Source organism: Bacillus sp. 95MFCvi2.1 (genome assembly GCF_000374965.1).
In the GTDB taxonomy this organism is placed as follows: Bacteria; Bacillota; Bacilli; order Bacillales; family Bacillaceae_G; genus Bacillus_A; species Bacillus_A pseudomycoides.
The window spans coordinates 45,148-68,436 of record NZ_KB895702.1; the positions used below are offsets into that span (position 1 = coordinate 45,148).

A 23,289-nucleotide genomic window follows, 5' to 3' on the forward strand; every position below is an offset into this window, starting at 1 on the left:
ATTAACCAATCCATCACATTCTCAAGTAAAGTTACAGAATAACTATGTTGTTTTTCTAGACTCAAGTGAGACAAAATATCAAAAATATTTGCTTCATTAGGTTAACACACAGATTAACGGAGCCTATTTCTAAAAAAACCCCTCTTCTTTTAATGACAAATTGTTCACTATAGTCTGATTATTACTATATCCATTGACGTATAAAAATTCATTTGTTACCCTTGATTATGTTAATTTAATACATAAATCCTCATTCGTATCTCGGTGAGGTAGAGGTTGCAGTCATTAAGAGTATCATTTCAGGAGATGTAGTGGCATCGATGAATGAATGGGAAAGGAATGGTTGCCGAAGTAAGAAATGCCCACTGTGCATTCTTGCTGGGTCTGCTATTTAATAAGTGCAGAACTGTCACAAACAATTTGTTTGTGGAGAGCTATCGAGAGGTATGTCGTGGGTTTCCTATAAGATAGAAAGCACGTAGCGACAATTATACGTGCTTTTTTTGTTTTGTATGAAGCTTACCTTTCTTCCCTTTTTGGAAGACATACATATCTCCTCGCTTGACTTGGTTATACTAACTTTGGAGGTATTTTTTATGCAACAAAAAAAATGGGGTTTTTGGGTACTGACAGCATTCGTTGTCGGTAACATGGTTGGCGCTGGTATTTTCATGGTGCCAAGTACGTTAGCACAAACAGCAAGCCCTCTCGGTGTCACTTTAGCTTGGTTAACAACAGGGTTTGGTGTTTTAATGCTAGCTCTTGTTTTCGGTAATTTAGCAATTCGTCGTCCTGATTTAACGACAGGACCACAAAGTCATGCATATGCATTATTCTCATCACCAAAAAAGAAAAAAATGGCTGGTTTCAGTATGGTTTGGGGCTATTGGGTTGCAAACTGGGCAAGTAATGTCGCTATTATTACATCTTTTGCGGGATATTTATCACTCTTCTTCCCGATTATGAAAGACACACGCCTATTATTTTCGATTGGCTCTTTCGATATAGAAGTTGGAAAACTAATTACATTTTCTATTTGTTCTGTCTTACTATGGGGAACACATATGATTTTAACAAACGGTGTAAGCGGAGCTGGGAAGTTAAACTTCTTAGCAACAACAACAAAGGTGACTGGATTCCTTCTATTCATTGTTGTGACTTTGTTTGCATTTCAAGCTTCAAAATTTGGACAATGGTACACACCAATGATTGATAAAGAAGGCGTGTCACATGGACTACTTTCACAAATAAATTTAGCTGCTCTTACAACACTTTGGGCATTTATCGGTATTGAATCAGCTGTTCTTTTATCAAACCGTGCTGTGTCTCCAAAAACGGTAAAACGAGCAACTGTAGCTGGTTTATTGATAACAGTTGCCATTTATTTAGGAATTACCATTTTAACAATGGGTGTTCTTCACATCGATAAATTACAAACTTCTGAACGTCCATTAGCTGATGCATTAAATGCTGCAATGGGCCACGGCGGTGGGAAATTGATGGCACTACTTGCTCTTACTTCCCTATTCGGCTCTATCTTAGGCTGGATTTTATTAAGTTCAGAAGTACCTTATCAAGCGGCGAAAGAAGGATTCTTCCCTTCCTTCTTTGCAAAAACAAACAAAAAAGGAAGTCCAATTTATTCACTAAGACTGACAAATATTATGTCGCAAGTCTTCCTTTTCTCAACGTTATCAGGGACAATTGCTGAGGCCTATACATTCGTTATTACTGTCTCAACCTTAGCTTACTTAATCCCTTATCTCGTTTCACCAATCTTCCAATTAAAACTCGTTGCAACTGGTGAAACGTATAAAGACGAACCCGGTTCAAGGATTATGGATGGTATTATCGCAGTCATTGCACTTTGCTATGCACTATGGGTTATTAAAACTGGCTCCTCAGATATAAAAACATTCCTTCTTGGAATCGGCTTATTTGTAATTGGCTTTGCATTTTATCCATTAATGAATCGCGATAAGAAAAAAAATGAAGAAAATAAAAACGAGCAAATTGCTTAAAGCAATTTGCTCGTTTTTATTTTTGTATAAGAAAGAAACCTATATAATAGAAGACAGAGGTGAAAAAACATGTCAATCGAAACACTATGGAGCACTCGTTTCCAAAAGCATATTCAAAACGTCATCATGTACTTTGCACGCATGATTAGCGGTCTACTATACAGTTTCATCTTCGTCTCATGCGTTGGTGCGTATTATTACGCCAAGTTTCTTAAAACATCTCCTTCTAAAGGCATTTCATTAATCATCATTATATCTCTGCTTACCATCATGATAACGAGGTGCCCGATTCGTACTTTTATCCAAAAGCCTGACGCTGTCTATTTACTGGCACTCGAAGAGAATTTAACATCTTATTTCAAACAGTCTCTTCTATACAATTATGTCATTCAACTTTTTCCATTGCTATTTACGTTTCTAATCATTACACCGCTAGCAATGCAAACATTACAGACAACCGTTCCATTCTTATGTACGATCTTTTTCATTTTAATGTTAATAAAAGGTTGGAACCTATATATCAATTGGTTATGGCGTGATCACTATAATAGCCAAATCTGGTTTATTATTCGTTTCACTTGTAACGCACTTATTCTTTATATGCTCTTTCAGTCCGTATCAGTTGTTCTATTAGGTGCAATGCTATTACTTCTTGTCTTCCTACTTGTTTATACAACAAAACAACCAACAAAACAAATTGGATGGGAATATATAATTGAGCAAGAAGAAAAAATGGACATGCACTTTTACCAATTTGCAAACTTTTTCACAGAAGTTCCACAGCTAAAAAAACAAGTAAAACAAAGAAAATGGCTAACAAGTTGGCTAGAACCTATATTACATAAAAAACAATCTACTTTTTTATATTTGAACACTTTATCATTCCTACGTGCGAATGATTATTTTGGTATATATATTCGTTTAACTATTATCGGTTCTTTTATTTTATATTTCGTACCGAATGTATTTGCAAAAGGCGCTATTACTTGTTGTCTCTTATATATGACCTCTATGCAGCTTCGTACTTTATGGAAGTATTTTTCGGGAAATAATATTGTAGCATTATATCCTATCTCACACGACACACGAATAAATCAATTTCTCATTCTTGTATTTTCATTAGCAGTCGTTCAGCTAGTGTTATTTTCCATTATTATATTCGCTGCACTCCAGCAGTTTTTACTTGTTCTTTCAACTATTATAGTCAGTATATTTTTTATCAAATTTATTATCTTACCAAGAACCAAAAAACGAATTTCTTCATCGGAAATTTAAATGAATGATTGTGTATTCTGAAAGAAAAAAACAGAAAGTTTAGCTAAAGAAGCTACACTTTCTGTTTTTATATTCTCAACAATCAAATAGATTAGGGAAAATAAAATGAGTAAATTAAAGAATTCATCTGTATCCTCTTTTCTATTTTTTCTTCTTATCTATATCTTTTTGTAAGTGTACAAAATGGCATATTACCTTAGGATCATTCAAGAAAGCATACTTTCCCTTTCTCTCTTATGATGCCTCATTATGTTCAGAGGAGTGCTTAACACTTCCCATTCTCTTCAATTTATTCCATCCTACCGCAACCCCACGAATAGATGAAAATACAGATTTAATTACAACATAAGTCATAAATTGACGATAAATAAAGCGTTGTAAAATTAACCATGCTAATGGTTTAGGATTCTCTTTCTCTAATTTAAATGCAAAAAGAGAAGCGAGAAGATCCATTAGAAAGAATACAAGATAAAATCCCAAAACTTTTAGCGGATTGCTACCAAATAGCCCTATAATCATTAATATATCTGCTAAAGGAGCAATGAACTGCAGGACATATTGGAACAACCACATATTAGGTAATGCAACGAACCCTAATGTTTTATGCTTTGGATTAAACAATGCCTTTCGATGCTTCCAAAGACATTGGAGTGTACCATACGACCAACGATATCGCTGTTTAATGAGACTTTTCACATCTTCAGGCGACTCCGTATAAGCATATGCTTTTTCTTCATATACAATTCGATGCCCTTGACGTAAAAATGTTATAGTAAGATCCGTATCTTCTGCAAGTGTATCTTCACTTAAATATCCAGATTCAACTACATTCTTTTTACGCCATGCTCCAATAGCTCCAGGAACTACCGTGATACAATTCAACTCATCAAAAGCTCTGCGTTCTAAATTAAATCCTGTAATGTATTCAACATGTTGCCAAGTAGTTAACAAATTTCGTCTATTTCCCACTTTGACATTGCCTGAAACTGCTGCTACATTATGATCTTCAAAGTGTCTAATCATTAGAGAAATAGCGTCTTGCGCAATAATAGTATCCGCATCTAAAGTGACAATAATTTCTCCTCGTGATTTTTGAAATCCTAAATTCATTGCGGATGATTTCCCACCATTTTCTTTCTGAATTAAACAAACTTTAGGATGTTTATGGAATGCTTCTTGAATTACTTTTGACGTACCATCTTTCGATCCGTCATCAACAACAATAACTTCAAACTCTCCATAATCACTATCCAAAATTGAGCGAATCGTCTTGGTTATAACCTTCTCTTCATTATATGCGGCTATCACAACACTAACGAAAGGTTGATAAGACGAATTAGTAAATAAACGAGATCTTGTTTTCCTTTTTTGCTTGAATGCAAAACAAATTAAAAATAGGAATCGGAAAATACCTAATCCAATAGCAATATAAAAAATAGTTGTTAATATATGTTTAGAATATCCCGCTCCTGAAAAAACAGCTTTATTGTAAAGTAAATATTGCTCACCCTCAGAAGAAACGGGTGGCATAACTTCATCTCGTTCTTTATCCATTAAATCTGAAATTGTTACAAAACTATATCCATGCTTTTTAAGGTCTTTAATAATAATTGGCAGCGCCTCTACCGTATGAGTACGATTTCCTCCTGCATCATGGAGAAGAATAACATTTCCCTCCCCCTTATAAATGGGATTAAGAGCACGCTTTACCAATTCATTTGTTGATGGCGTCGCCCAGTCCTCAGGATCAACTTTTTCTGCCACCATTGTATAGTTCATATTTTGTGCACGCAAAATAGGTACTATTTCATTTGGTGAATCCAGCTCAGCATCCGCTTCATATGGTGGCCTAAATAAAACCGTAGAGTGTCCAGTTATTTCCTGAATGAGGCGCTGAGTTGTATTCAGCTCTACTTTTGTTCGTAGTAAAGACGTATCAGCTACGTTCGGATGCTTGAAGGTATGATTGCCAATTTCATGGCCTTCATCGTATATTCTTTTAACAAGATTAGGATTTATTTGGGCGTTTTCACCAAGTACAAAAAAGGCTGCTTTTACTTTATGCTCTTTTAATATATCTAGAATTTCCGGTGTATATTTAGGATCTGGTCCATCATCAAATGTTAGTACTACTTGTTTTCCTTTTGGTTTTCCATAGCGTTTCACTTGATATGCAGATGGTAGTGATTGATATACTTCATCTGTAAGATAACCTTCTTTGCCTACTTTAAAATCTCTCAATCCATTTTGTCTTTCATTCTCAATCTGTAAAATTTCGCCTTGCCCAGAATAATTTACTTCATCTAAACTAGCGATTTTATGTAATGCATCAGGATTTTTTTGTACCTCAATAGGATCTTTTAAAGCTTTCCATACAGTAGGATCTTCTGCTCCTAGTCTCCATAATGCAAATCCCTTTGCATTGTTGTTCATTGCGATTTTTGCTTGATTATAAAAAGTAACACCATCTAAGAACCAAGCAGTATGTTCTTTCGCTCCTTTTTTATATCGAAAATAAGGATTTCCACTGATCTTATCCCATTGAATTTTTATATTTGAATCATGAGCCATTGTCATAACTTCTGAGAAAGTTAAAGACTTCGCAGGTTTTTTGCTATTTACTTCCCAATCATATCCATAGTTACCGAAAGCAACTATAAGTTTCTCAGAGGGAATGTTTAGATCATTGAGCGTATGTTCAAACCATTTATTTGAAGCAATTGGTCCTGGTGTCCCTGCTCCATAGTGCTCATCATACATCATTACAATCATGCGATCTATTACTTTGGCTAATGCACCATAATCAAAGGCTTTATCATTAGCAGGGACATCTTGCGTTACGAGCAAATGATGTTTGTGAAAGACCGTAGTAAGTTCTTTCATGAAATTTGTTAATTTATCTCTATCGCCTTCAGGTATTGACTCAAAGTCAATATTAATACCTGCAAATTGATTCTCTTCAATTCGCTTTACTAAATCATTAATAAATTTTGTCTGTACATCATCTGAATCATTCAGTAACTTATGAATAAGTTTACTATCAGGACCAGAAGCTTCTTGAGTATAGTTAGTAAGCAACGGCATAATTTTTACATGATTTTTTTTTGCTAACTGTACAATCTCAGGTTTAATCTCACTACTAATTGTTAGGTTTGCTTTTAAGTGATACCATTCTGGAACTAACATGGTTAATGAATCGATATTTTCTTTTAAAGAAGCAGTACTATTTTCATCCCAGTTTACATAAAAACCATAAACTTCTTTAGGTTGTTCGCCATTGTCTGTTGAATTTTTCGAATTTTTATTATTGTTTATTTCGGTATTAGGAGATTTGAATTCTCCCTTCTTTAACTGCTGGTCGCTGAGTTTTTGATTAATAGGTACAAGTTTAGTATCTTGCTTTACAGAAGGATTCATATTTGGAATTTCTGGTGTTGAAAAAATACTTCGAAAGAAAAAATAAAATACAATACTTATACTAACTATTGAGATACATAGAAACCAACTGAAAGCTATTTTTCTTCTTCCTTTAGGATCATAAAAAACGGGTTTTGAGTTATCTTTCTCTTGTTGAATTTTTTTCTCCATTATTTTTTTTACATACTCCTTTTCTTTTTATTCTAAGTACAAACGCAAACTATTTTAACAGATAGACCTTCTAGGGTTTTGGTGCGAAAATAGCTTAATAGGAATATAGAACAGTAATTTCCTGTTAACTTTGAGATCAAACGACTAATCCAAATATCTTATGAATGACTTCAACCTCATTTTGGGCAGATTTCACCCTTTGGTGAAGTTACCCTTTTTTCATCATGTGCATGGCTTCAATACCTCTCAAAATCAAGGTTGCTGTACGAAATGATTTCAATTCTAATTGCTTTCTTCACTATACATATTCGGAGGAAATAAAAATTTTATGGGGGTCAAAAAAATATTTTTTTATAAAATAGATAAACAATTTTTTTCAAAAATAAAAAGCTGACAATTTCATCAGCTTTTTCATAGATTCATATGTAAAAATACTCGCATTCATTTTATCTCGCTATTCGCGGGCAGTAAAACCCTCACATATCAATATTCTTTATACAGTTTCATCCCACACCGACCAAGCCGCTTCGAACATATTTCCATCTAAGTCCCAAAAATAAAAATACTTAGCTTCATTATTTCCTAGCGTTACAATTTTTTTTACTCTTACTCTGGCTTTGAAATAAAATCACGATGCTTTGAATAAAGACGCGAAGTTCTTAAGAAAGTCGCGACGTTTTAAAAAAGATGCGATGCTTTATCCCTTCACGTAAAGAATTCTAAGTGAATTTTGATTAAACTTTTTTATAAAAATATCATATTTTGGGTTATATAAAATATGTATTGTCCTTTACTTATTGGGAATTTTTCATTTAGGTCTTGATAAACAATGTACCCTATACTTCTTAAATATTCTATGGATTTTTCTTTTCTTTCCCTTGATGTTGCGTGGCAGGAACGTTTTTGTCCTCTTTTTTATGCCCGTTGTTTTCGTTTATATTGCCTTTATTTTCTTGCTGAGACTCTTTATTTTCTTGTTTATATCCTTTACCGTTGTTTTCTTGCTGAAACTCTTTATTTTCTTGTTTATACCCTTTACCGTTGTTTTCTTGTTGAGACTCTTTATTTTCTTGTTTATACCCTTTACCGTTGTTTTCTTGCTGAGACTCTTTATTTTTTTGTTTATACTCTTTACCGTTGTTTTCTTGCTGATGCCCATTATTTCCTTTTGATTGCTGGGGTTGCTGTTCCTGGGATTGCTTTTGTTCTATTTGCTCTTGCTTCTCATATCTTTCTTCTTTTACAGGAGACAAATTCGATGATGCATCGGGTGATGACTTTGGTTGCGAATGTATCTCCTGAGGGTGTTCCTCCTGGTTAGACGGCGGTGCAGGAGGAGTAAGCGATTTCTTCTTCTCATTCTCTTGCTTTATATAGACACCTGTGCCGAATCCTGCTTTCTTGGCATTCTCTCGCACTTGCATCGTACTGCTTTGATATACGACTGTAACATGTTTTGTCTCATACTCTTTCTTTAATCCTTGCATAGCCTTTTCCAACTGCGGTTCTAGCGACTTGTCTTTTGTAACAGCTGTTAGCATAACTTGCTTGTCATTCGTTAAGTATCCATCCTCTTGACTTTGCTTTACAATGGTACGTACTACGTCTTGCAAAGGTTCATTTTTCCATCGTTTCATTTCTTTTAAAATGCGCTTTCCATCATCATTACAAGCCCGCAAATCTATAACACGAAGATCCTTTGTTACGCTCGCCTCTAAACTTGGATTAATATCAATTGAGACATAAGCGAGTGCTTTTTCTTCCGGTTGGTTGTAGAAAAACAGAAACACACATAGAAAACAAGCAACAAGTAATGATGCAGGCTTTAAGAAAGAAGGGATTGAAAAACGCGGTATTCTTTGTTCTTGTTCGTTAAACGAGATTTCCTCTCCAATCATATAAGAGTGCGATTTTCTTTTAAACGTAATAAACTCTCCATCTGGAGTTAAAACAACTACGCTATGTTTTTTTATATCCATCACAATCCCTTTATTCATCATGCTTCCCCCCTCTTATATAATCAAGAATATATGTATAGTTGTTTGCAAAGATAATACACATTGCAATAATGTATTTTCTATGCCGCTCCAACGTTTTACGACTTGCCCTAACACGCGGTTCAATGTGTTTAAGCGGTAACTTTTTCTTTCGGAACAGCTCTTCCATCATTTTCTCTTCTTTTATAATAATCTTTACAATTTCTATTAAGTGCTCACGCGTATCACGATGCTTTGGAGATTCCTTAGCAAGCTCTGAAAATGTGATTTTAAACTCAGCTAGCACAATTTGAAAATGAAGAATCTCCTCCTTACGGTTTCTGTTTTCCATCTCTTTCGTATACTCCGTAAGCGATACCTGCATTTCTACCATTTCCTCTTGCTGGTCTTCTTTTAAAAAGACGAGATTATGCTTAGACTCCTTGCGTATATAGTCAATCACATCCCTTTTTATAAGAAGCTCAGCAAACGCTAGAAAAGATTTTCCTTTTTTATATGAATACTGTTCAATTGCTTGATTAAACGCAAACAATCCAATGCTGTATTCATCATCCTGCTCTGTAATATACCGGCGGCAGACAGACGAGATTGATTTTCGAATAAAAGGCCGATACTGTGCGATAAAAGCTTCCTTATCTCCTCTGTTGTTTTGTATGTTACATACGATATCTTCTATTTTCGTTTTTTTTATGATCTTCATCACTAAACTCAACACTAGTAATCCCCCTCCCTCCTTGTGCTTCAAATAGCAAAATGGTCACTAAAGAAGTGACCATTCTATCACATTTTCTTACTATTTTTCTTTGTGCTTGTCTTCTTGCTGTTGTTCATGTTTTTCGTGACCGACTTTTTTACCGTTGTCTTGATGATCATTCTTTTCTGTTTGACCCTTGTGGTTTGATTGCTCATGCTTCTCATAAGAAACAGCCGGTTTATGTGCTGGCTGTGCCGGTTGTACTGGTTTTGCTGGAGTTACTTCTGTATTTTAATCTGCTTTCTTGTTTTCTTTTGCAATAGCGTCCGCTTGTTTTTCTTGCTCTTTTTCTATTTTAGCTACAATCTTTGAAAAACTCTTCTCTATATTTTTGGTAATTGCAGCTTTTGCTTTCCTTATTATATATATTCGGAGGAAATAAAAATTTTATAGGGGTCAAAAAAACATTTTTTTATAAAAATAGATAAACAATTTTTTTCAAAAATAAAAAGCTGACAATTTCATCAACTTTTTCATAGATTCATATGTAAAAATACTCGCATTCACTTTATCTCGCTATTCGCGGGCAGTAAAACTCTCACATATCAATATTCTTTATGGGGTAGCACCATATCGCTATCAAGCCAATAAAACAAAATACGGTTCCGGTGCAAAAACTTCAAGATACATGCAAGTAACCTCTAAATCTTGGACATACTGATACTATTACTCTAAAAAAGGTGTGTGATCGGTATGAAAAAGGAAAAATTGTTCAAATGGAAGCATTATCAACCTGATAGGATTTTTAGAGAGGCGTATAAGTATGAACTGAACACCCCTATTTTTAATCACTTTTTTAGGCATTTCTCATATAGTGAAAATGACTATGATTTTGATTCTTTTTATTTATCATCCATAACTCATACAATTGTTTAGCACATATATAAATAAAAAGATGGGAGCCCTACGATGAACAACACTCAAACTTTAACGCCCCCAAGTAACTCTGAGGAAAACCAAAGAAATATTAGTTTGCAAACATTAAGGGTCATTGGACTCATTGTATTAATTAGCGGTTACATCATTGTCACACTCTCTGAAGTAGGTGAACTGAAGAACCTTTTAATGAACCCAAGCACTAGCAATACATTAGCTGAAGTAGACGTTTTTTAGAAAAAAATGGTATATAAAAAGCGAATCATTATAAAAACGATTCGCTTTTTGTATATTTTCTTATCCTATATGAGGTATATTTTCTTCACTGTATTCTGTCCTATTAATTGCTTTCATAAATAACAAAATACTACTTATACCAACTAAAAAATATACAATGCTCATTCCCCATGATGCTATAAAAGAACCTAGCATAATCCCTAGTGCTCCATTCATTTTTGCCACCTGAAAGACCATACCATTGATTGCCATATAAGAACTTCGAGCATCATCTGGAACCATATCGGCCATAATGGATTGCCGAACTGGCACATACATCATCTCGCCGATTGTTTGGAAAAGCCCTGCTATTAATAAGATCCATAAGCTATTACTTGATCCAATTATTGTGAATCCAATTGTATAGATAAATAAGCCAACATATAGGATTTTCAAGTCATTAAAACGTTTCATCATTTTAATAACAAGTGCTGAAAATAAAACAATCAAAATCGTATTCTCCGCAGAAATCCAACTTAGCATCCGAATACCTGTTAAATCAAAACGAATATCATTTCCAAATGCAAATTGAATTGTTTCAAATTCCTCTTGCAAGCGTACACCTAAATAATTATTAAGCTGAAATTCTAACGATAACGTACATATACTTGCTAAACAAAATATCAAAAATGCCCGGTCTGTCATAACAACTTTATAACTTTCAACCATTTCTTTTAACACATGCTTCTTTTTTATCGTTTTCTGAGTTACATATACTTCTTCCATATATACTGAAATTAAATACAACGTTAGCAATGCTACTGCCGTCAATAATATAAAGAGTTGCAAATGATAATGTTCGAATAATAACCCTCCGAATATAGCCCCAATAGCAATCGATAAATTGATTGCCCAATAATTAATACTGTACATTACTTTTCTATTCTCCGGTGTACTCACATCAATTAGCATCGCCTCTGTTGCCGGGTTCATAAGTCCTGAACCAAGGCTATTTGTTAGCATAAACACAAAAGTGAGCCAAGGTGAATCTACATAATCTGAATTCGCAATTCCCATACAAGCAATCGAAACTACTTGTATCACTTGCCCTATAATCATAACCTTTTTTCGTCCTAATCGATCTCCAATATAACCGCCATAAAGCCCAATGATGAGTGCCGCCATTACGTTTATTAGTAATAAAACACCTGCAAGGACACTCCCGAGCTTTACTGAAAAATAAATCGCCATAAACGGGAAAATCATTGTTGATACAGTGCGTGTTAAAAATGATGTTATAATTCTAATTTTTATATTTCGATGCATACTCCAAAATCCCATTGTTTCTTCCCCCTTATGTGTATTCATTTTACTTTGAAAAAGTGGAAGAAAAAGGTTAGAATATTCTAAAGAATTTCCCCTTTTATTGGGAAGGAGTCGTTTAAACATGAAAGTGATGGACTATTATATTCAACTACGATTGCATGATCCAGAAAAACAGTACATGCAAAATAGCTTGCAAGAATTAGCCAATATTTTATATTGCAGTACAAAAAACGTAAAAATTTTACTGAGAAAAATGAATGAAGAAAAATTAATTACGTGGACACCAGGACGAGGACGGGGAAATAAAAGTGAAGTTCTCTTTCTCCATGCCATTTCAGAAGTGGTTATGCCCTATGCGGAATCCCTCTTACAGCAAGATAAATTAAAAGAGATATTCCTTCTTTTAAAACAACCATTTCCTGCTCCCCTTCGAAAAAGCTTAGAAGAAAAACTACAGCAGCACTTTGGATACCAACCTTTAAACGATATGTATGACGTGTTAAAGATACCTTGCTCGAGAAAAATATTGCCGCTTGATCCAGCATTTGCAGCTGTCACAACAGAGAGTCATCTCATTAGTCAAATTTTTGATACATTAGTTACTTACAACTACGTCACAAAAGAAATTGAAACACACCTCGCCCATACATGGGAGGTTAGTGACGATCAACTTACCTGGACTTTTTATTTACGAAAAGGCATCCATTTTCATCATGGAAGAATCTTATCTTCTAAAGATGTTCAATTTTCATTTGAAAGATTACAACGTGTACACTCTCCTTATGCCTGGTTAACTGAAGAGATTGTGCAGATTGAAACACCATCACCACTACAAATAAGCTTTCACCTTCGAAAGCCGAATTTGTTTTTCCTACGTTATGTAAGTTCGATGCAATTAGCCATTTTACCTCATGATGTAACAATACAAAATCACCATTATATCGGGACGGGAGCTTTTAAATTACATTGTTATGATGAAGATCAAGTTATATTAGAAGCGTTTACGGATTATTTTAAAGAACGGGCGTTGCTTGATCGTATTGAGTTTTGGCGGATTCCGGAACATGCACAAATACATACACACTATGAACTACCAAATACTGAATATACAAAAGAACACGAAGTACAAATAGAAGAAACCGGGTGTATATATGCCGCATTTAACTTTACAAAACCTGGTCCACATCATGATATTTATTTTCGAAAAGCTTGGAGAGAAATATATGACGTTGAATCGATTATTCGTGATTTAAAAGGTATGCGGACTATCCCCGCATCAAGCTTCTTTCCAAGTCGAAGCCGAGCAGCAACGAAACAATCTTATTCTTTATGCAAAGCAAAGGAATACCTGAAAAAAAGTACATATCAAGGTGAAACTATACATATTTACTTTTTCTCTTTTAAAGATAGTGCTCATGATGCAATTTGGCTAAAAGAGCATTGCCAAAACTTAGGCATACAAATGGAATTACACCCTTTTCCAGTCTCAGACTACTCGAATCGTTCTATTGATCAAAACGCCGATATTATTTTAATGGGGGAGGTTTTTAATTCAGATATAGAAATAGCTTTTCTCAATGTATTTAAAAGTAAAAGCTGTTTTATCAACCGTTTTATGCATCCTCACTATCAAAAACAGATTGATTGTTTACTAAATACATTCTTAGCCGAAGAAAATAAGGAACATCGTCATAAACTTATATTCGAAATTGAAGAATTCCTTCGAACGGAATACATTATCCTATTTAATTATCATGTTTTAAAAAAGCAAACATATCCCTCTTCTTTAAAGAACGTAACCATTGATTCTTTTGGCTGGACGGATTTTTCAAAGTTATGGATTCACCATATGGAATCAGCTAAAGAGTATTGAAATCAATTCACTTAACTATTTATATATACTCATTTTAAAATTCCGGTATATAAGTCGCGGTTATGAAAACAAAAGAAGTTCTTCACTCATTTTCTCCTTCTGTTTTCACATGGCGTAGGGCTAAAAAAGGCACTGACTGCCCCTACGCATGATCGGATCCTCTCTCCCGCCTAAAAGAAATGATTTTATGTCGGTCTTTCAATCCGCATTTATATAATATGGATAACTTGCATAACCGTAAAACCTCAATCTTCAGATTGAGGTTTTACTAGCTACTTATTTTTAAAATTTAGGAAAGGTTCACCACTTCTTTTACATGCATTTCAAGTTCTGCTAAAAACATATCAATATTAGGATTTTTGACTACATCATAGCACGCAAAACTCTTTAAAGGACTCATACCAATAAATTTCTGTACTCGGTGCAAATGACCAATTGCTTCTTCTAAACTCTGACCTTCAAAGAATTGTGAGGAATCTTGAAACGCTGTTTTAGGTGCATTCCATGTAGTGGAAAACATATATTTTTTCTCTGTTAATAACCCTCCTGCTCCATATTGATCTCCTCCTTTAAAAAAGAGGCCGTACTCATATACTTCATCCATATACGTTTTAAATAATCCTGGTACACTAAACCAATAAATCGGTGTTTGATAGATAATAACATCCGCCCATAAAAACTTTTGTTGTTCTTCTTTAATATTGTATCCATCTTGAATAATCGTTGTTTTCACATGACTCTTTTCACTTAGTAGACTGACCATGCGATCAACCAATGTTTGATTTAATTTCCCTCCGTCGGCACTATATTTTTGATGACCATTTATGATTAATATATTTTTCATCATTTTCTTCCCCTTTATTTTTTATTGATTGAATTGCATCTATCTAAATCCACATTTTTTCGTACCGCTATCATTTAGTTCTCAGCTACTACTCCAAGTTGTTGCATAAGAGTAAGGTTATCTTCTAGATGCCAATCTTCAGTAATTTTTCCATCCTTAATACGTAAAATATCAATGGCAAAAAAGTTAATCGGTTTTCCATCATGTGTTCCTGTAAAGGATAGACGAGCTGTGACCTTATCACCAACCACTAATAAATCCTCAATCTCGCAATGTATATCCGGAACGACTTTACGAAAGTTTTTTGCAGCAAATGCTAAGCCTTCGGGACCTTGTGGGCGCCCTTTTGGCAACGTATTATCAAAGAATTTCTCTGTAACGGTTTGTGGAATAAGCTCCTCATTGCCAGTATCCCAAAATGCATAAAAACGTTGGGCTGCATGAATCATTGCTGTAACTTCTTTTTGATTTAATGAAGGATCGATTGTCATTGTTTTAGGCTCTGGCTTGCCTTTCAACAATTGAATTTCACTTTTAGAAGCAGACATTTTTGTATTGCTGCACGCAGTAAGCACGGTACCGATTACGACAATGCAAAGCACGAGAAAACTAAATGACCACCATAACTTTTTTGTTTGATTTTTTATTTTCATCATAGTCACCTCCTTAGTTTAGAAATCATTTGTGGTTCCTAACACTATTTTATATGTAGTAATTTCCCTTTTGGAAGTAGTGATATTTTTTTCATATAGTTACTAAAAGGATAGTTTTGTGATACTATAAAGCAAATCAATTCAAAAAATTTTTATGGAGGTTATTTCCATGAGCACTATAGATCCGATTGTATTAACGAAAGGTTCACCTGGTATACCTTGTCCTATTGCAAAAACACTCGACGTAATTGGAACAAAATGGACATTTTTAATTATTCGGGACCTTCTTATTGAAGGAACATTGCGCTTTAGTGATTTGCTAAAATCAATGGATGGTATCAGCCCAAAAACACTCTCACTTCGCCTTAAGGAATTAGAAGGCCAAGGTATTGTAACAAGAAAGGTTTATCCTGAAGTTCCTCCCCGAGTGGAATATACCCTCACGGATAAAGGGAAACAATTAGAAGGTATTTTTATCGAATTAAAGCGCTTTGGGCTAACTCTAGAAAACTAACAAAAAAGGACCCGTGGGTCCTTTTTTGTTAGTTAAAGTACTTTAAATTTTTTCCGCTCCGATTCCCCTTATATAATAAAAAACTTTCCGAAATGTAACTATATGAAATAAATATCACTACTTCAAATATGGAATTCTTCAAACTACAATGATGGCAACAAAGTAAAAACGAAATAATTAGGAGGCATAAAGATGCTAAAAGGAAAAAAAGTAGCTATTATTGGCGGGAGTTCAGGTATTGGTTTAGAAACAGCAAGATTGGTATTAGCGCAAGGTGCAGATGTTATTATCGCCAGCCGATCCGAAGACAAATTAAAAGAGGCACAAAAGGTATTAGCGGGAAATGTAACAACTTATACACTTGATATAACAAACGAGCAACAAGTACAGTCATTCTTTGAAGAAATAAATACAATCCATCATTTAGTTATTACAGCAGCTGAAACATTCGGAGGAGCTTTCCTTGATACAGAAGTAAGCAAAACGCGCCAGTTGTTCGAAAATAAATTTTGGGGACAATTCTATGCTGCAAAATATGGTGCACCTAAGATTACGAAAGACGGATCAATCACATTATTTTCAGGCGTAGTTGCCTATAAAACAATGGCTGGTTCAGCTACGCTTGGTGCAGTAAATGCAGCAGTCTCTAATCTTGGAGAAACATTAGCATTAGAACTCGCTCCTATTCGCGTAAATATCGTCTCTCCTGGCATTATTGATACACCGTCACGTAGCAAAATGCCGCTGAAAGCGCGGGACAAATTCTATAAGGAGATAGCAAATAAACTCCCTGTCAAACGAGTTGGACAGGCAAAAGATGTAGCTGATGGTGTACTATATCTAATGCAAAATCAATTTGTCACTGGAACTACTCTTCATGTTGAAGGTGGACATACATTAATTTAATTAACGAGGAGGCTATCCCCTCCTCCTTCTGTTTATCTTAATTATCTATTTCATACTAAACCTCAAATCACATACCGAATCATCGCAACTTCATCACAACAATCAAATTTCAGACAATGTCTGCAATCAATCCACACTTTTTCAGGTAGCGATTCCTTATCAACAAAATCAAATCCACACTTCTTAAAAAATGTAGTTTGATACGTTAAAGAAATGACCCTTCTTACCTTTATTTTAGAAGCCTCACTTATTACATGATTGACTAACATACGTCCTAACCCTTTACCTGCATATATATCCGATACGACTAATGATCGTATTTCGGCAAGATCTTCTCCTAAAACATGTAAACCAGCAACTCCCAAAATTTCTCCTTCCTCTTTCACAACATACAAACACTGTAAATACTGATAAAGGGACAAAAGTGAGCGCGGTAGAACAACTCCCTCTTTCGAATATATTTCTATTAAGTTATATATTTCTTTCACATCACTTGTAATTGCATTTGAAATTCGCATGATTTATCTCCTCAAATTAAATATTTATAACTTAAAATGTATATTAATTCATAAATTTATATAATAATACACCCACTCCTTAAACACGTCAATTATTATTCTGAATTTTAGATATACTCATTCCAAAAAATAAGTCCTATATTAAATTATTTTGCTTTTTCAACATACAAGTCGATGCTATGAAAATAAAAAAAGACCTCTCTCATTTTCTCCCTTTGTTTTCACATGGCATGGGGCTAAAAAAGGACCTGACCGCTTCTACGCATGATCGGACCCTCTCTCCCATCTAAAAAATGGTTTTATATCTCATTCAGTACTTGTTTTCGAATCTCTTATCGGTAATACTGTAGAATACTTAATTTCACGCAGCGCTAAGCTCGTTTGTATCCTTGTAATTCCGAGCTTATTTAACTTCCTAATAAAATGCTCCAGTTCCTTTCGATCTCGGTTCGCGACTTTTAGTAAATAATCATATTCACCTGTTAAACAATGACACTCCAGCACTTCAGGCATAGATTTCAGTTCTCTTTCCAATACCTCTAGTTTTTCAGATTGATGAATATTCGTACTCATAAAAATAAAACACAACAAATCAAATCCAAGTTTCTCTTGATTTAGGATTGCGACTTGTTTATCAATGAAACCTTCCCCTTCTAGCCTTTTTATTCGTGCATGCATAGCAGCTGGTGATAAATTAACACGACGCGCAAGTTCGGCATTACTTACTTGTGACTCCTTTTGTAAAATATCTAAAATTTGTACGTCTAAATCATCTAACACTTTAATAACTGATGACTCCATAAAAACCCTCCTTTTCTTTACCGACGATTCTTCGGAAAAACATATAATACACTGAATGAAATTGAATAAAATTTCTTAATTATAATCCTTAACAAAACATTTTATTGAATTTTCACCATTATACAAAAGAATATATTAGATAACAAAGAAAAATGCTAAAATTATTTACAATTCATACGATATAAATCCATTTTGTGTTTTCAACACATAAGTCACTGCTATGAAAACAGAAAAGGACATACACTCATTTTCTCTTTTTGTTTTTTCTCGGCATGGGGCTAAAAAAGGACCTGACCGCTTCTATCCATGGACGGATCCTCTCTTCCCCCAAAAAAGAAAGGTTTTTTATCAGTTTTTCAATTTATACACTAATAAAAGGAGTTCCAAACTATGCCTTATTTTTATGTATTTTTATTATTGCTAACAAGCTTACTATGGGGGGGGAACTTTGTCGTTGGAAAATCTCTTGTCGATCATGCTTCTCCGATGACTCTCACAAGTTTAAGATGGATCATTGCGATTGTTTGTCTATTACCAATTGTTTGGTTTAAAGAAAAGAAACTTGTTCCACCGCGCGCTGCAATTCTTCCCTTACTACTTATGGGAGTCACTGGCGTTGTTCTCTTTAACATTTTTCAATTCTTAGCGTTAGAAGAAACATCCGCAACAAACGTTGGACTTATTTCTACGTTAAACGCGATTTCAATTGCACTCTTTTCATCTTTATTCTTAAAGGAAAAAATAAATATACTTCAAATTCTTTCTATGATTCTTTCTTTTTTTGGTGTAATTCTCGTCCTTTCAAAAGGAAATATCGCACTGTTATTTTCATTACATTTTAATAGTGGAGATTTGTGGATGATGGCTGCGGTTTGTATTTGGGGCATTTATTCTGTTTGTAGTAAATGGGCAACAAAAACAACTACGCCGATGATGGCAACTTTGTATTCAGGAGTTTTTGGCGTTATCATATTGCTTCCATTTAATATACCAAACTTTACGGTCTCTCATATTAATGCTTCATTTATCACTTCACTACTATACACAGGCTTAATTTCAACTGTGGTCTGTATGGTGTTTTGGAATATTGGCGTTCAAAAATTAGGAGCAACTACATCAGGTATCTTCCTAAATTTCAATCCAATTTTCACTGCCATTTTAGCGTTTCTTTTCTTAGGAGAAGAACTAACTTGGATCCAAATCTTTGGGACGATTATCGTTGTTACTGGCTGTTATTTATTTTCTCATTTTAAAACAGTTGCTCATCAGCCTAGCCAAACTTTAGTACGGCAGCACTCTTAATAGATCAACATCGCCATTATCTTTAACATAATGGCGATGTTTTTACATTCTTCACTTTTTACTTCTCATTTCTTTTAAATACTGCTGTTCCTCTGCTGGCGATAAACGTTCTGTTGCTTTTCCAGTATCACCGCCTTGAATTTCCCAAAAAAAGTTATGTTCCTCAACTGTTTGCGAAAAATCCCCTCTTTCCCAGCGTTCTAAAATGGAAAGTAATTTTGATTTATAATTAAAATTTTTGCTACTCTCTACAGCTTTCTTAGCATTACGAATTTCCTTTTGTGTCATTTCAATAAATCCCCATTTCTCAGAGGATTTTACTTTTTGATGTACCATCTTATGCATAGTAGATATGATTTCATCTTCACTAACTCGCGGCGTTTCTTCCACTACCTTCTTTTCCTTTTGAGCAATTACTTTCTGCTCCTTTAAACGTTTATCCTCTACTTCGGCATACTCAAGAAATTTATAAGCGCCAAATATAACACCCATTACAATTGCGATAGTCGTAATCGTCCCTATTATCCATTTTTTCATATTATGTATTTTGATATCTCCTCTAATTGTTACAAAAACAAATGGAATAGCCTGCAAATAGCCGATTCCATTTGTTTATCATTTTTAAGCTTTCATCGCTTCTCTAACAACATGACTATCTACATATTGCTTGAACTTTACGATTTTTCCATTCTCAAGCTGCCATACATGAACGAAATCTGCTTCAAATGCTTTGCCAGTTTCTTTATAGACTCCTGAATACACACCTTCAGCAATAATAACGTCTTTTCCTTTTACCTCATGATACGTATTTACGCTTGCTTTATAATCATTCCATTCCGATCCTAAACGACTAAATACATTCTCCATTACCGCTTCCACACCAATATATGTCCCACCGTAAGGAAAACCAGCCGCCTCTGTCCATTCTACTTTTTCAGAAAGAGCTTCTAGTAAATGTTTTGCATTTGAAGAAGATGGCCCTTCATATGTGCTTCGGATAATCTCTAAATTTGTTTTTTGTTCCATTATTTCTTCCCTCCAAATGCATTTGCTGCTAAAACAAGTCCGATTTCTAGTGCTTTTACATTTGGAAAGTGTTTCTTCATTGCAGTTTGAATTTCTTCACTTGAAAGTTTTTCCGCAAGAACCTCATCAAATGCGATTAAATATTTACGAGTATGTTCAATCGCATCTGCTGTATTTGGTGTATCATAATCACGATGACCAGCTACAACAATTTCTGGATGTAGGTTTTCAATTTCTTGTAATGTTTCTAACCACTTAGTACGAGCTTTTACATCCGTTTCTAACGTCCATGCGAATGTGTTGTTATAAACAATATCCCCTGTAATCACAGCCTTTAATGACGGAATCCATACATAACTGTTATTAGGTGTATCACCTTGTAAACCACCTTTAACAAGCAGTTCGTTCCCTTCTAAAATAAGCTTATCTTCTTTTAACTCCTCGGGAATAATAGGTTGATGAGGGACATTATGTCCAATAGACGGTTTCCATTGCTCAACTTTCTTTTCAAATGTATTTCGAATATCTTCTACGGTATTTGGCAACGCTACAATTTTTGCATTTGGAAATGCTTCATGTAATACATTTAAGCCAAAATAATGGTCTGGATGAAAATGCGTAATATAAATATGAGTTAAGTTCTTTCCTGTTTCAATAATTTGAGCTGTTAAACGGTGTGCATCACTTAATAAGAATTGTGCATCCACAAGAATTGCATCTTTCTCTCCATAAATGATCGTTGATGTAACTTGAAAGGCTTGTTCAGATCCTGTAAAGACTTCTAAATGTAATTTTGACATGTTGTTTCCTCCATTTTTCTATATACATTTACACTTTTATTATTTTATATTTCCTTACTTGTTATAATAACCCTAAGTTGTAACTGAAATAGTTACAACTAGACCAAAAAAATATGCTATCTATTTACAACTCACACTTCATTGCTAATTACTCCGTTGTAATAATTATAGTTACAACTAAGTGCCAAGTCAATACTTTAATATCCAAAAAATTCCCCAGCAAAATAGATATATACAAAAACACTGTTCTTTTCATAAATCTTCTTCAGAAAAGAACAGTGCTTTATATAATAATTTATTTTGCTTTGAGTACTTTTTCTTTTAAGAAACGATCTACATACCCTTCTGCTTTTACAACAAATAAATACGCACCCATTGCTAATAATGCAAGATCTAATTCATATCCAGGATTCTTTCCGTCTCCTAATAAACCAGCTGCTCCGTTTACCTTTACAATTGCACCAACCAAGATAAGAGCAAATAATAATCCCACATATCTAACACCTAAGCCAATGATTAATAATAGACCACCAACTAATTCAAATGTTGCAACCCCATATGCGAGACCACCTGGTAAGCCAATGCTTGTAAACCAACCTGCTACATTATCAATACCTGATTGAAACTTTGCTAAGCCATGTGCAAAGAACGTAACTCCTAACACAATACGAATAATTAAATTACCAATATATTGATTCATTCTAAACTCTCCTTTTTGTTTTGTTATATAAACATTTTATTCACAAGACAAAACAATACATTGTTTCTTTTTATTCGTCAAATACTTTTTTTAATAGAAATAAAAAAACATTATCCATTTTACGGATAATGTTTAACAAAAAATAGCACTCCTACAAGGCTCGACATGTGGAAATACATTCGAAAAAACATCAATAATTTTCTATTCTTTTGAGATAAGTTCAAATTTCTTTCCTGCATTTACGTAAGACAATAATGATAGATCTTCCTCGAAAACCGTTCCAATTACGTTCACCTTTTCATTTTCTGATAGATCATTTATAACGATTTGTATTTCACCTGCATATCTACCGTACAGTTCATTATCAATTGTAATACTCCCTATCTTTCTTTGAACTGTATTCATCGCTGGTAAAATAACAGTATGTCCTTCTCTTGATTCTACAGAACGAATGACATCACGCGCTGGATCAAGCCTATTCGTATGTACTCGCTCTACTGTTTCTAATACTTCTCTTTCACTAATCAGCGGTTTATAACGTATTGGAATAATCCCTTTATTTGCACTTGTAATTTCTTGTACACTTTGTAAACTCCCACTTATATCTCCAATTAATACTTTATCAACGAAGCAATCTTCCACAAGTTCCAAATATGCCTCAAGCGGGCGCATATATCGGTGTTTTTCTAATGTAGGAAGCCCTTCATATAAAGGTCCTCTTTTTTCACCATCACCTGGAATAAATGCCATTGTTTTTATACCGCATTCACGCAAAAATTGATTTTGCTTTTGTAAAAATGATTTAGCAAGCCCTGTTTCAGGACGTGGATAAAAATTATGCCATGCTTCTACACAATCTACTCTCACACTTTCCTCAAGAAGCGTATTCCAAAATGATTCAGTAATTGTACTAGCATTTAATGCAATCTTCATTTTGTGTGATATACGTGCAATTTGTTTCGGATTTATACCATAATCAATACGTAACCCAGTAATCCCCCAATCTAATAGCTGTTCCACATTTTCATACATAAGACCTAAATGGTGTAAAGAATTTGGTGAAACATCCACCATTAGTTCCATCTCATATTTTTCCGCTTGCTTCCCAAGTATTTGTATTAACTCTTTATAAGTTGTAGGATCGTCTTCTGGAATATGAAGAGAAGTAAAAATAGACGTAAAGCCGTATTCGCTTACCGTTTTCAACCATTTTTCTTGCTCTTCTATCCGGTCCTTTGAAAGATATATTGAAACTCCTATCATAGTAATCTCTCCTTCTACTTATCATGAAAAAAAGAG

20 protein-coding genes, 1 pseudogene and 1 riboswitch are annotated in these 23,289 nt (G+C 34.3%); of the genes and pseudogenes, 7 read left to right on the top strand and 14 right to left on the bottom strand.

Going from position 1 to position 23,289, the window contains the following annotated elements; genetic code table 11:
* Positions 1-262: 262 nt before the first annotated feature.
* Positions 263-445: riboswitch (Lysine riboswitch) on the top strand.
* A 151-nt stretch (positions 446-596) separates the two neighbouring features.
* Positions 597-2,021, top strand: a complete 1,425-nt coding sequence (locus C568_RS0117855; RefSeq protein ID WP_018782321.1) for an amino acid permease — start codon at positions 597-599, stop codon at positions 2,019-2,021.
* Between the two features lie 69 nt (positions 2,022-2,090).
* Positions 2,091-3,296: an ABC transporter permease gene (locus C568_RS0117860; protein ID WP_018782322.1), complete on the top strand. Its 1,206-nt coding sequence runs from the start codon at positions 2,091-2,093 to the stop codon at positions 3,294-3,296.
* Positions 3,297-3,530: 234 nt separating this feature from the next.
* Here C568_RS0117860 and C568_RS0117865 read toward each other — a convergent pair whose 3' ends face one another.
* The 4 genes and pseudogenes from C568_RS0117865 to sigI all read right to left on the bottom strand — a co-directional run bounded on the left by C568_RS0117865 (position 3,531) and on the right by sigI (position 9,596).
* A complete protein-coding gene (locus tag C568_RS0117865; RefSeq protein WP_018782323.1) occupies positions 3,531-6,884 on the bottom strand; it encodes a glycosyltransferase in 3,354 nt (1,117 codons plus the stop codon).
* A 136-nt stretch (positions 6,885-7,020) separates the two neighbouring features.
* A pseudogene (locus C568_RS35585) lies at positions 7,021-7,179 on the bottom strand (IS6 family transposase); the annotation flags it as partial.
* Positions 7,180-7,738: 559 nt separating this feature from the next.
* Positions 7,739-8,881: an anti-sigma factor domain-containing protein gene (locus C568_RS0117870; protein WP_018782324.1), complete on the bottom strand. Its 1,143-nt coding sequence runs from the start codon at positions 8,879-8,881 to the stop codon at positions 7,739-7,741.
* On the bottom strand, positions 8,874-9,596 hold the full coding sequence (gene sigI, locus C568_RS0117875; protein WP_018782325.1) for an RNA polymerase sigma factor SigI: 723 nt from the start codon (positions 9,594-9,596) through the stop codon (positions 8,874-8,876). The genes C568_RS0117870 and sigI overlap by 8 nt, the downstream gene beginning before the upstream one ends.
* Positions 9,597-10,544: 948 nt before the next feature.
* On the opposite strand from sigI, the gene C568_RS0117880 reads away from it, so the two are divergent.
* Complete coding sequence (locus C568_RS0117880; RefSeq protein ID WP_018782326.1) at positions 10,545-10,748, top strand: hypothetical protein; 204 nt, start codon at positions 10,545-10,547, stop codon at positions 10,746-10,748.
* Between the two features lie 60 nt (positions 10,749-10,808).
* On the opposite strand, the gene C568_RS0117885 is transcribed toward C568_RS0117880, so the two are convergent.
* Complete coding sequence (locus C568_RS0117885) at positions 10,809-12,068, bottom strand: MDR family MFS transporter (protein WP_018782327.1); 1,260 nt, start codon at positions 12,066-12,068, stop codon at positions 10,809-10,811.
* A gap of 106 nt (positions 12,069-12,174) precedes the next feature.
* Here C568_RS0117885 and C568_RS0117890 point away from each other — a divergent pair, with 106 nt between their 5' ends.
* Positions 12,175-13,926 carry an SgrR family transcriptional regulator gene (locus C568_RS0117890; protein WP_018782328.1) on the top strand — a complete coding sequence of 584 codons (1,752 nt, stop codon included), beginning with the start codon at positions 12,175-12,177 and terminating at the stop codon, positions 13,924-13,926.
* Positions 13,927-14,215: 289 nt separating this feature from the next.
* On the opposite strand, the gene C568_RS0117895 is transcribed toward C568_RS0117890, so the two are convergent.
* Positions 14,216-14,770, bottom strand: a complete 555-nt coding sequence (locus C568_RS0117895) for an NAD(P)H-dependent oxidoreductase (RefSeq protein ID WP_018782329.1) — start codon at positions 14,768-14,770, stop codon at positions 14,216-14,218.
* Between the two features lie 74 nt (positions 14,771-14,844).
* Positions 14,845-15,426: an ester cyclase gene (locus C568_RS0117900; RefSeq protein ID WP_029427468.1), complete on the bottom strand. Its 582-nt coding sequence runs from the start codon at positions 15,424-15,426 to the stop codon at positions 14,845-14,847.
* 166 nt (positions 15,427-15,592) lie between these two features.
* Between C568_RS0117900 and C568_RS0117905 the strand changes: the two genes are divergently transcribed.
* Complete coding sequence (locus C568_RS0117905; RefSeq protein WP_018782331.1) at positions 15,593-15,937, top strand: winged helix-turn-helix transcriptional regulator; 345 nt, start codon at positions 15,593-15,595, stop codon at positions 15,935-15,937.
* 192 nt (positions 15,938-16,129) lie between these two features.
* Positions 16,130-16,843, top strand: coding sequence for an SDR family oxidoreductase (locus C568_RS0117910; RefSeq protein ID WP_006093650.1), 714 nt, complete (start codon positions 16,130-16,132; stop codon positions 16,841-16,843).
* Positions 16,844-16,905: 62 nt separating this feature from the next.
* Here C568_RS0117910 and C568_RS0117915 read toward each other — a convergent pair whose 3' ends face one another.
* The gene (locus C568_RS0117915; protein WP_018782332.1) at positions 16,906-17,361 is read right to left on the bottom strand and encodes an N-acetyltransferase; all 456 of its coding nucleotides are present in this window, start codon (positions 17,359-17,361) and stop codon (positions 16,906-16,908) included.
* A gap of 306 nt (positions 17,362-17,667) precedes the next feature.
* Positions 17,668-18,162, bottom strand: coding sequence for an Lrp/AsnC family transcriptional regulator (locus C568_RS0117920; RefSeq protein WP_018782333.1), 495 nt, complete (start codon positions 18,160-18,162; stop codon positions 17,668-17,670).
* A gap of 390 nt (positions 18,163-18,552) precedes the next feature.
* Between C568_RS0117920 and C568_RS0117925 the strand changes: the two genes are divergently transcribed.
* Entirely contained in the window at positions 18,553-19,464 is a 912-nt protein-coding gene (locus C568_RS0117925; protein ID WP_018782334.1) for a DMT family transporter, read from the top strand.
* 51 nt (positions 19,465-19,515) lie between these two features.
* Here the strand turns inward: C568_RS0117925 and C568_RS0117930 are convergent, their stop codons facing one another.
* The 5 genes from C568_RS0117930 to C568_RS0117950 all read right to left on the bottom strand — a co-directional run bounded on the left by C568_RS0117930 (position 19,516) and on the right by C568_RS0117950 (position 23,253).
* Positions 19,516-20,001 (bottom strand): PRK06770 family protein, encoded by a 486-nt coding sequence (locus C568_RS0117930; RefSeq protein ID WP_018782335.1) that lies wholly within the window; start codon positions 19,999-20,001, stop codon positions 19,516-19,518.
* A gap of 84 nt (positions 20,002-20,085) precedes the next feature.
* Positions 20,086-20,490, bottom strand: a complete 405-nt coding sequence (locus tag C568_RS0117935; RefSeq protein ID WP_018782336.1) for a nuclear transport factor 2 family protein — start codon at positions 20,488-20,490, stop codon at positions 20,086-20,088.
* The gene (locus C568_RS0117940; RefSeq protein WP_018782337.1) at positions 20,490-21,290 is read right to left on the bottom strand and encodes an MBL fold metallo-hydrolase; all 801 of its coding nucleotides are present in this window, start codon (positions 21,288-21,290) and stop codon (positions 20,490-20,492) included. The genes C568_RS0117935 and C568_RS0117940 overlap by 1 nt, the downstream gene beginning before the upstream one ends.
* A gap of 295 nt (positions 21,291-21,585) precedes the next feature.
* The gene (locus C568_RS0117945; RefSeq protein WP_003195449.1) at positions 21,586-21,990 is read right to left on the bottom strand and encodes a DoxX family protein; all 405 of its coding nucleotides are present in this window, start codon (positions 21,988-21,990) and stop codon (positions 21,586-21,588) included.
* 201 nt (positions 21,991-22,191) lie between these two features.
* A complete protein-coding gene (locus C568_RS0117950; protein WP_018782338.1) occupies positions 22,192-23,253 on the bottom strand; it encodes a DUF871 domain-containing protein in 1,062 nt (353 codons plus the stop codon).
* Between the last annotated feature and the right edge of the window lie 36 nt (positions 23,254-23,289).

Excerpts from the sequence above, each read along its gene's own strand:
- C568_RS0117855 (WP_018782321.1), top strand. The coding sequence starts at position 597 with ATGCAACAAAAAAAATGGGGTTTTTGGGTACTGACAGCATTCGTTGTC.
- C568_RS0117860 (WP_018782322.1), top strand. The coding sequence starts at position 2,091 with ATGTCAATCGAAACACTATGGAGCACTCGTTTCCAAAAGCATATTCAA.
- C568_RS0117865 (WP_018782323.1), bottom strand. The coding sequence starts at position 6,884 with ATGGAGAAAAAAATTCAACAAGAGAAAGATAACTCAAAACCCGTTTTT.
- C568_RS0117870 (WP_018782324.1), bottom strand. The coding sequence starts at position 8,881 with ATGAATAAAGGGATTGTGATGGATATAAAAAAACATAGCGTAGTTGTT.
- C568_RS0117880 (WP_018782326.1), top strand. The coding sequence starts at position 10,545 with ATGAACAACACTCAAACTTTAACGCCCCCAAGTAACTCTGAGGAAAAC.
- C568_RS0117885 (WP_018782327.1), bottom strand. The coding sequence starts at position 12,068 with ATGGGATTTTGGAGTATGCATCGAAATATAAAAATTAGAATTATAACA.
- C568_RS0117890 (WP_018782328.1), top strand. The coding sequence starts at position 12,175 with ATGAAAGTGATGGACTATTATATTCAACTACGATTGCATGATCCAGAA.
- C568_RS0117895 (WP_018782329.1), bottom strand. The coding sequence starts at position 14,770 with ATGAAAAATATATTAATCATAAATGGTCATCAAAAATATAGTGCCGAC.
- C568_RS0117900 (WP_029427468.1), bottom strand. The coding sequence starts at position 15,426 with ATGATGAAAATAAAAAATCAAACAAAAAAGTTATGGTGGTCATTTAGT.
- C568_RS0117905 (WP_018782331.1), top strand. The coding sequence starts at position 15,593 with ATGAGCACTATAGATCCGATTGTATTAACGAAAGGTTCACCTGGTATA.
- C568_RS0117910 (WP_006093650.1), top strand. The coding sequence starts at position 16,130 with ATGCTAAAAGGAAAAAAAGTAGCTATTATTGGCGGGAGTTCAGGTATT.
- C568_RS0117915 (WP_018782332.1), bottom strand. The coding sequence starts at position 17,361 with ATGCGAATTTCAAATGCAATTACAAGTGATGTGAAAGAAATATATAAC.
- C568_RS0117920 (WP_018782333.1), bottom strand. The coding sequence starts at position 18,162 with ATGGAGTCATCAGTTATTAAAGTGTTAGATGATTTAGACGTACAAATT.
- C568_RS0117925 (WP_018782334.1), top strand. The coding sequence starts at position 18,553 with ATGCCTTATTTTTATGTATTTTTATTATTGCTAACAAGCTTACTATGG.
- C568_RS0117930 (WP_018782335.1), bottom strand. The coding sequence starts at position 20,001 with ATGAAAAAATGGATAATAGGGACGATTACGACTATCGCAATTGTAATG.
- C568_RS0117935 (WP_018782336.1), bottom strand. The coding sequence starts at position 20,490 with ATGGAACAAAAAACAAATTTAGAGATTATCCGAAGCACATATGAAGGG.
- C568_RS0117940 (WP_018782337.1), bottom strand. The coding sequence starts at position 21,290 with ATGTCAAAATTACATTTAGAAGTCTTTACAGGATCTGAACAAGCCTTT.
- C568_RS0117945 (WP_003195449.1), bottom strand. The coding sequence starts at position 21,990 with ATGAATCAATATATTGGTAATTTAATTATTCGTATTGTGTTAGGAGTT.
- C568_RS0117950 (WP_018782338.1), bottom strand. The coding sequence starts at position 23,253 with ATGATAGGAGTTTCAATATATCTTTCAAAGGACCGGATAGAAGAGCAA.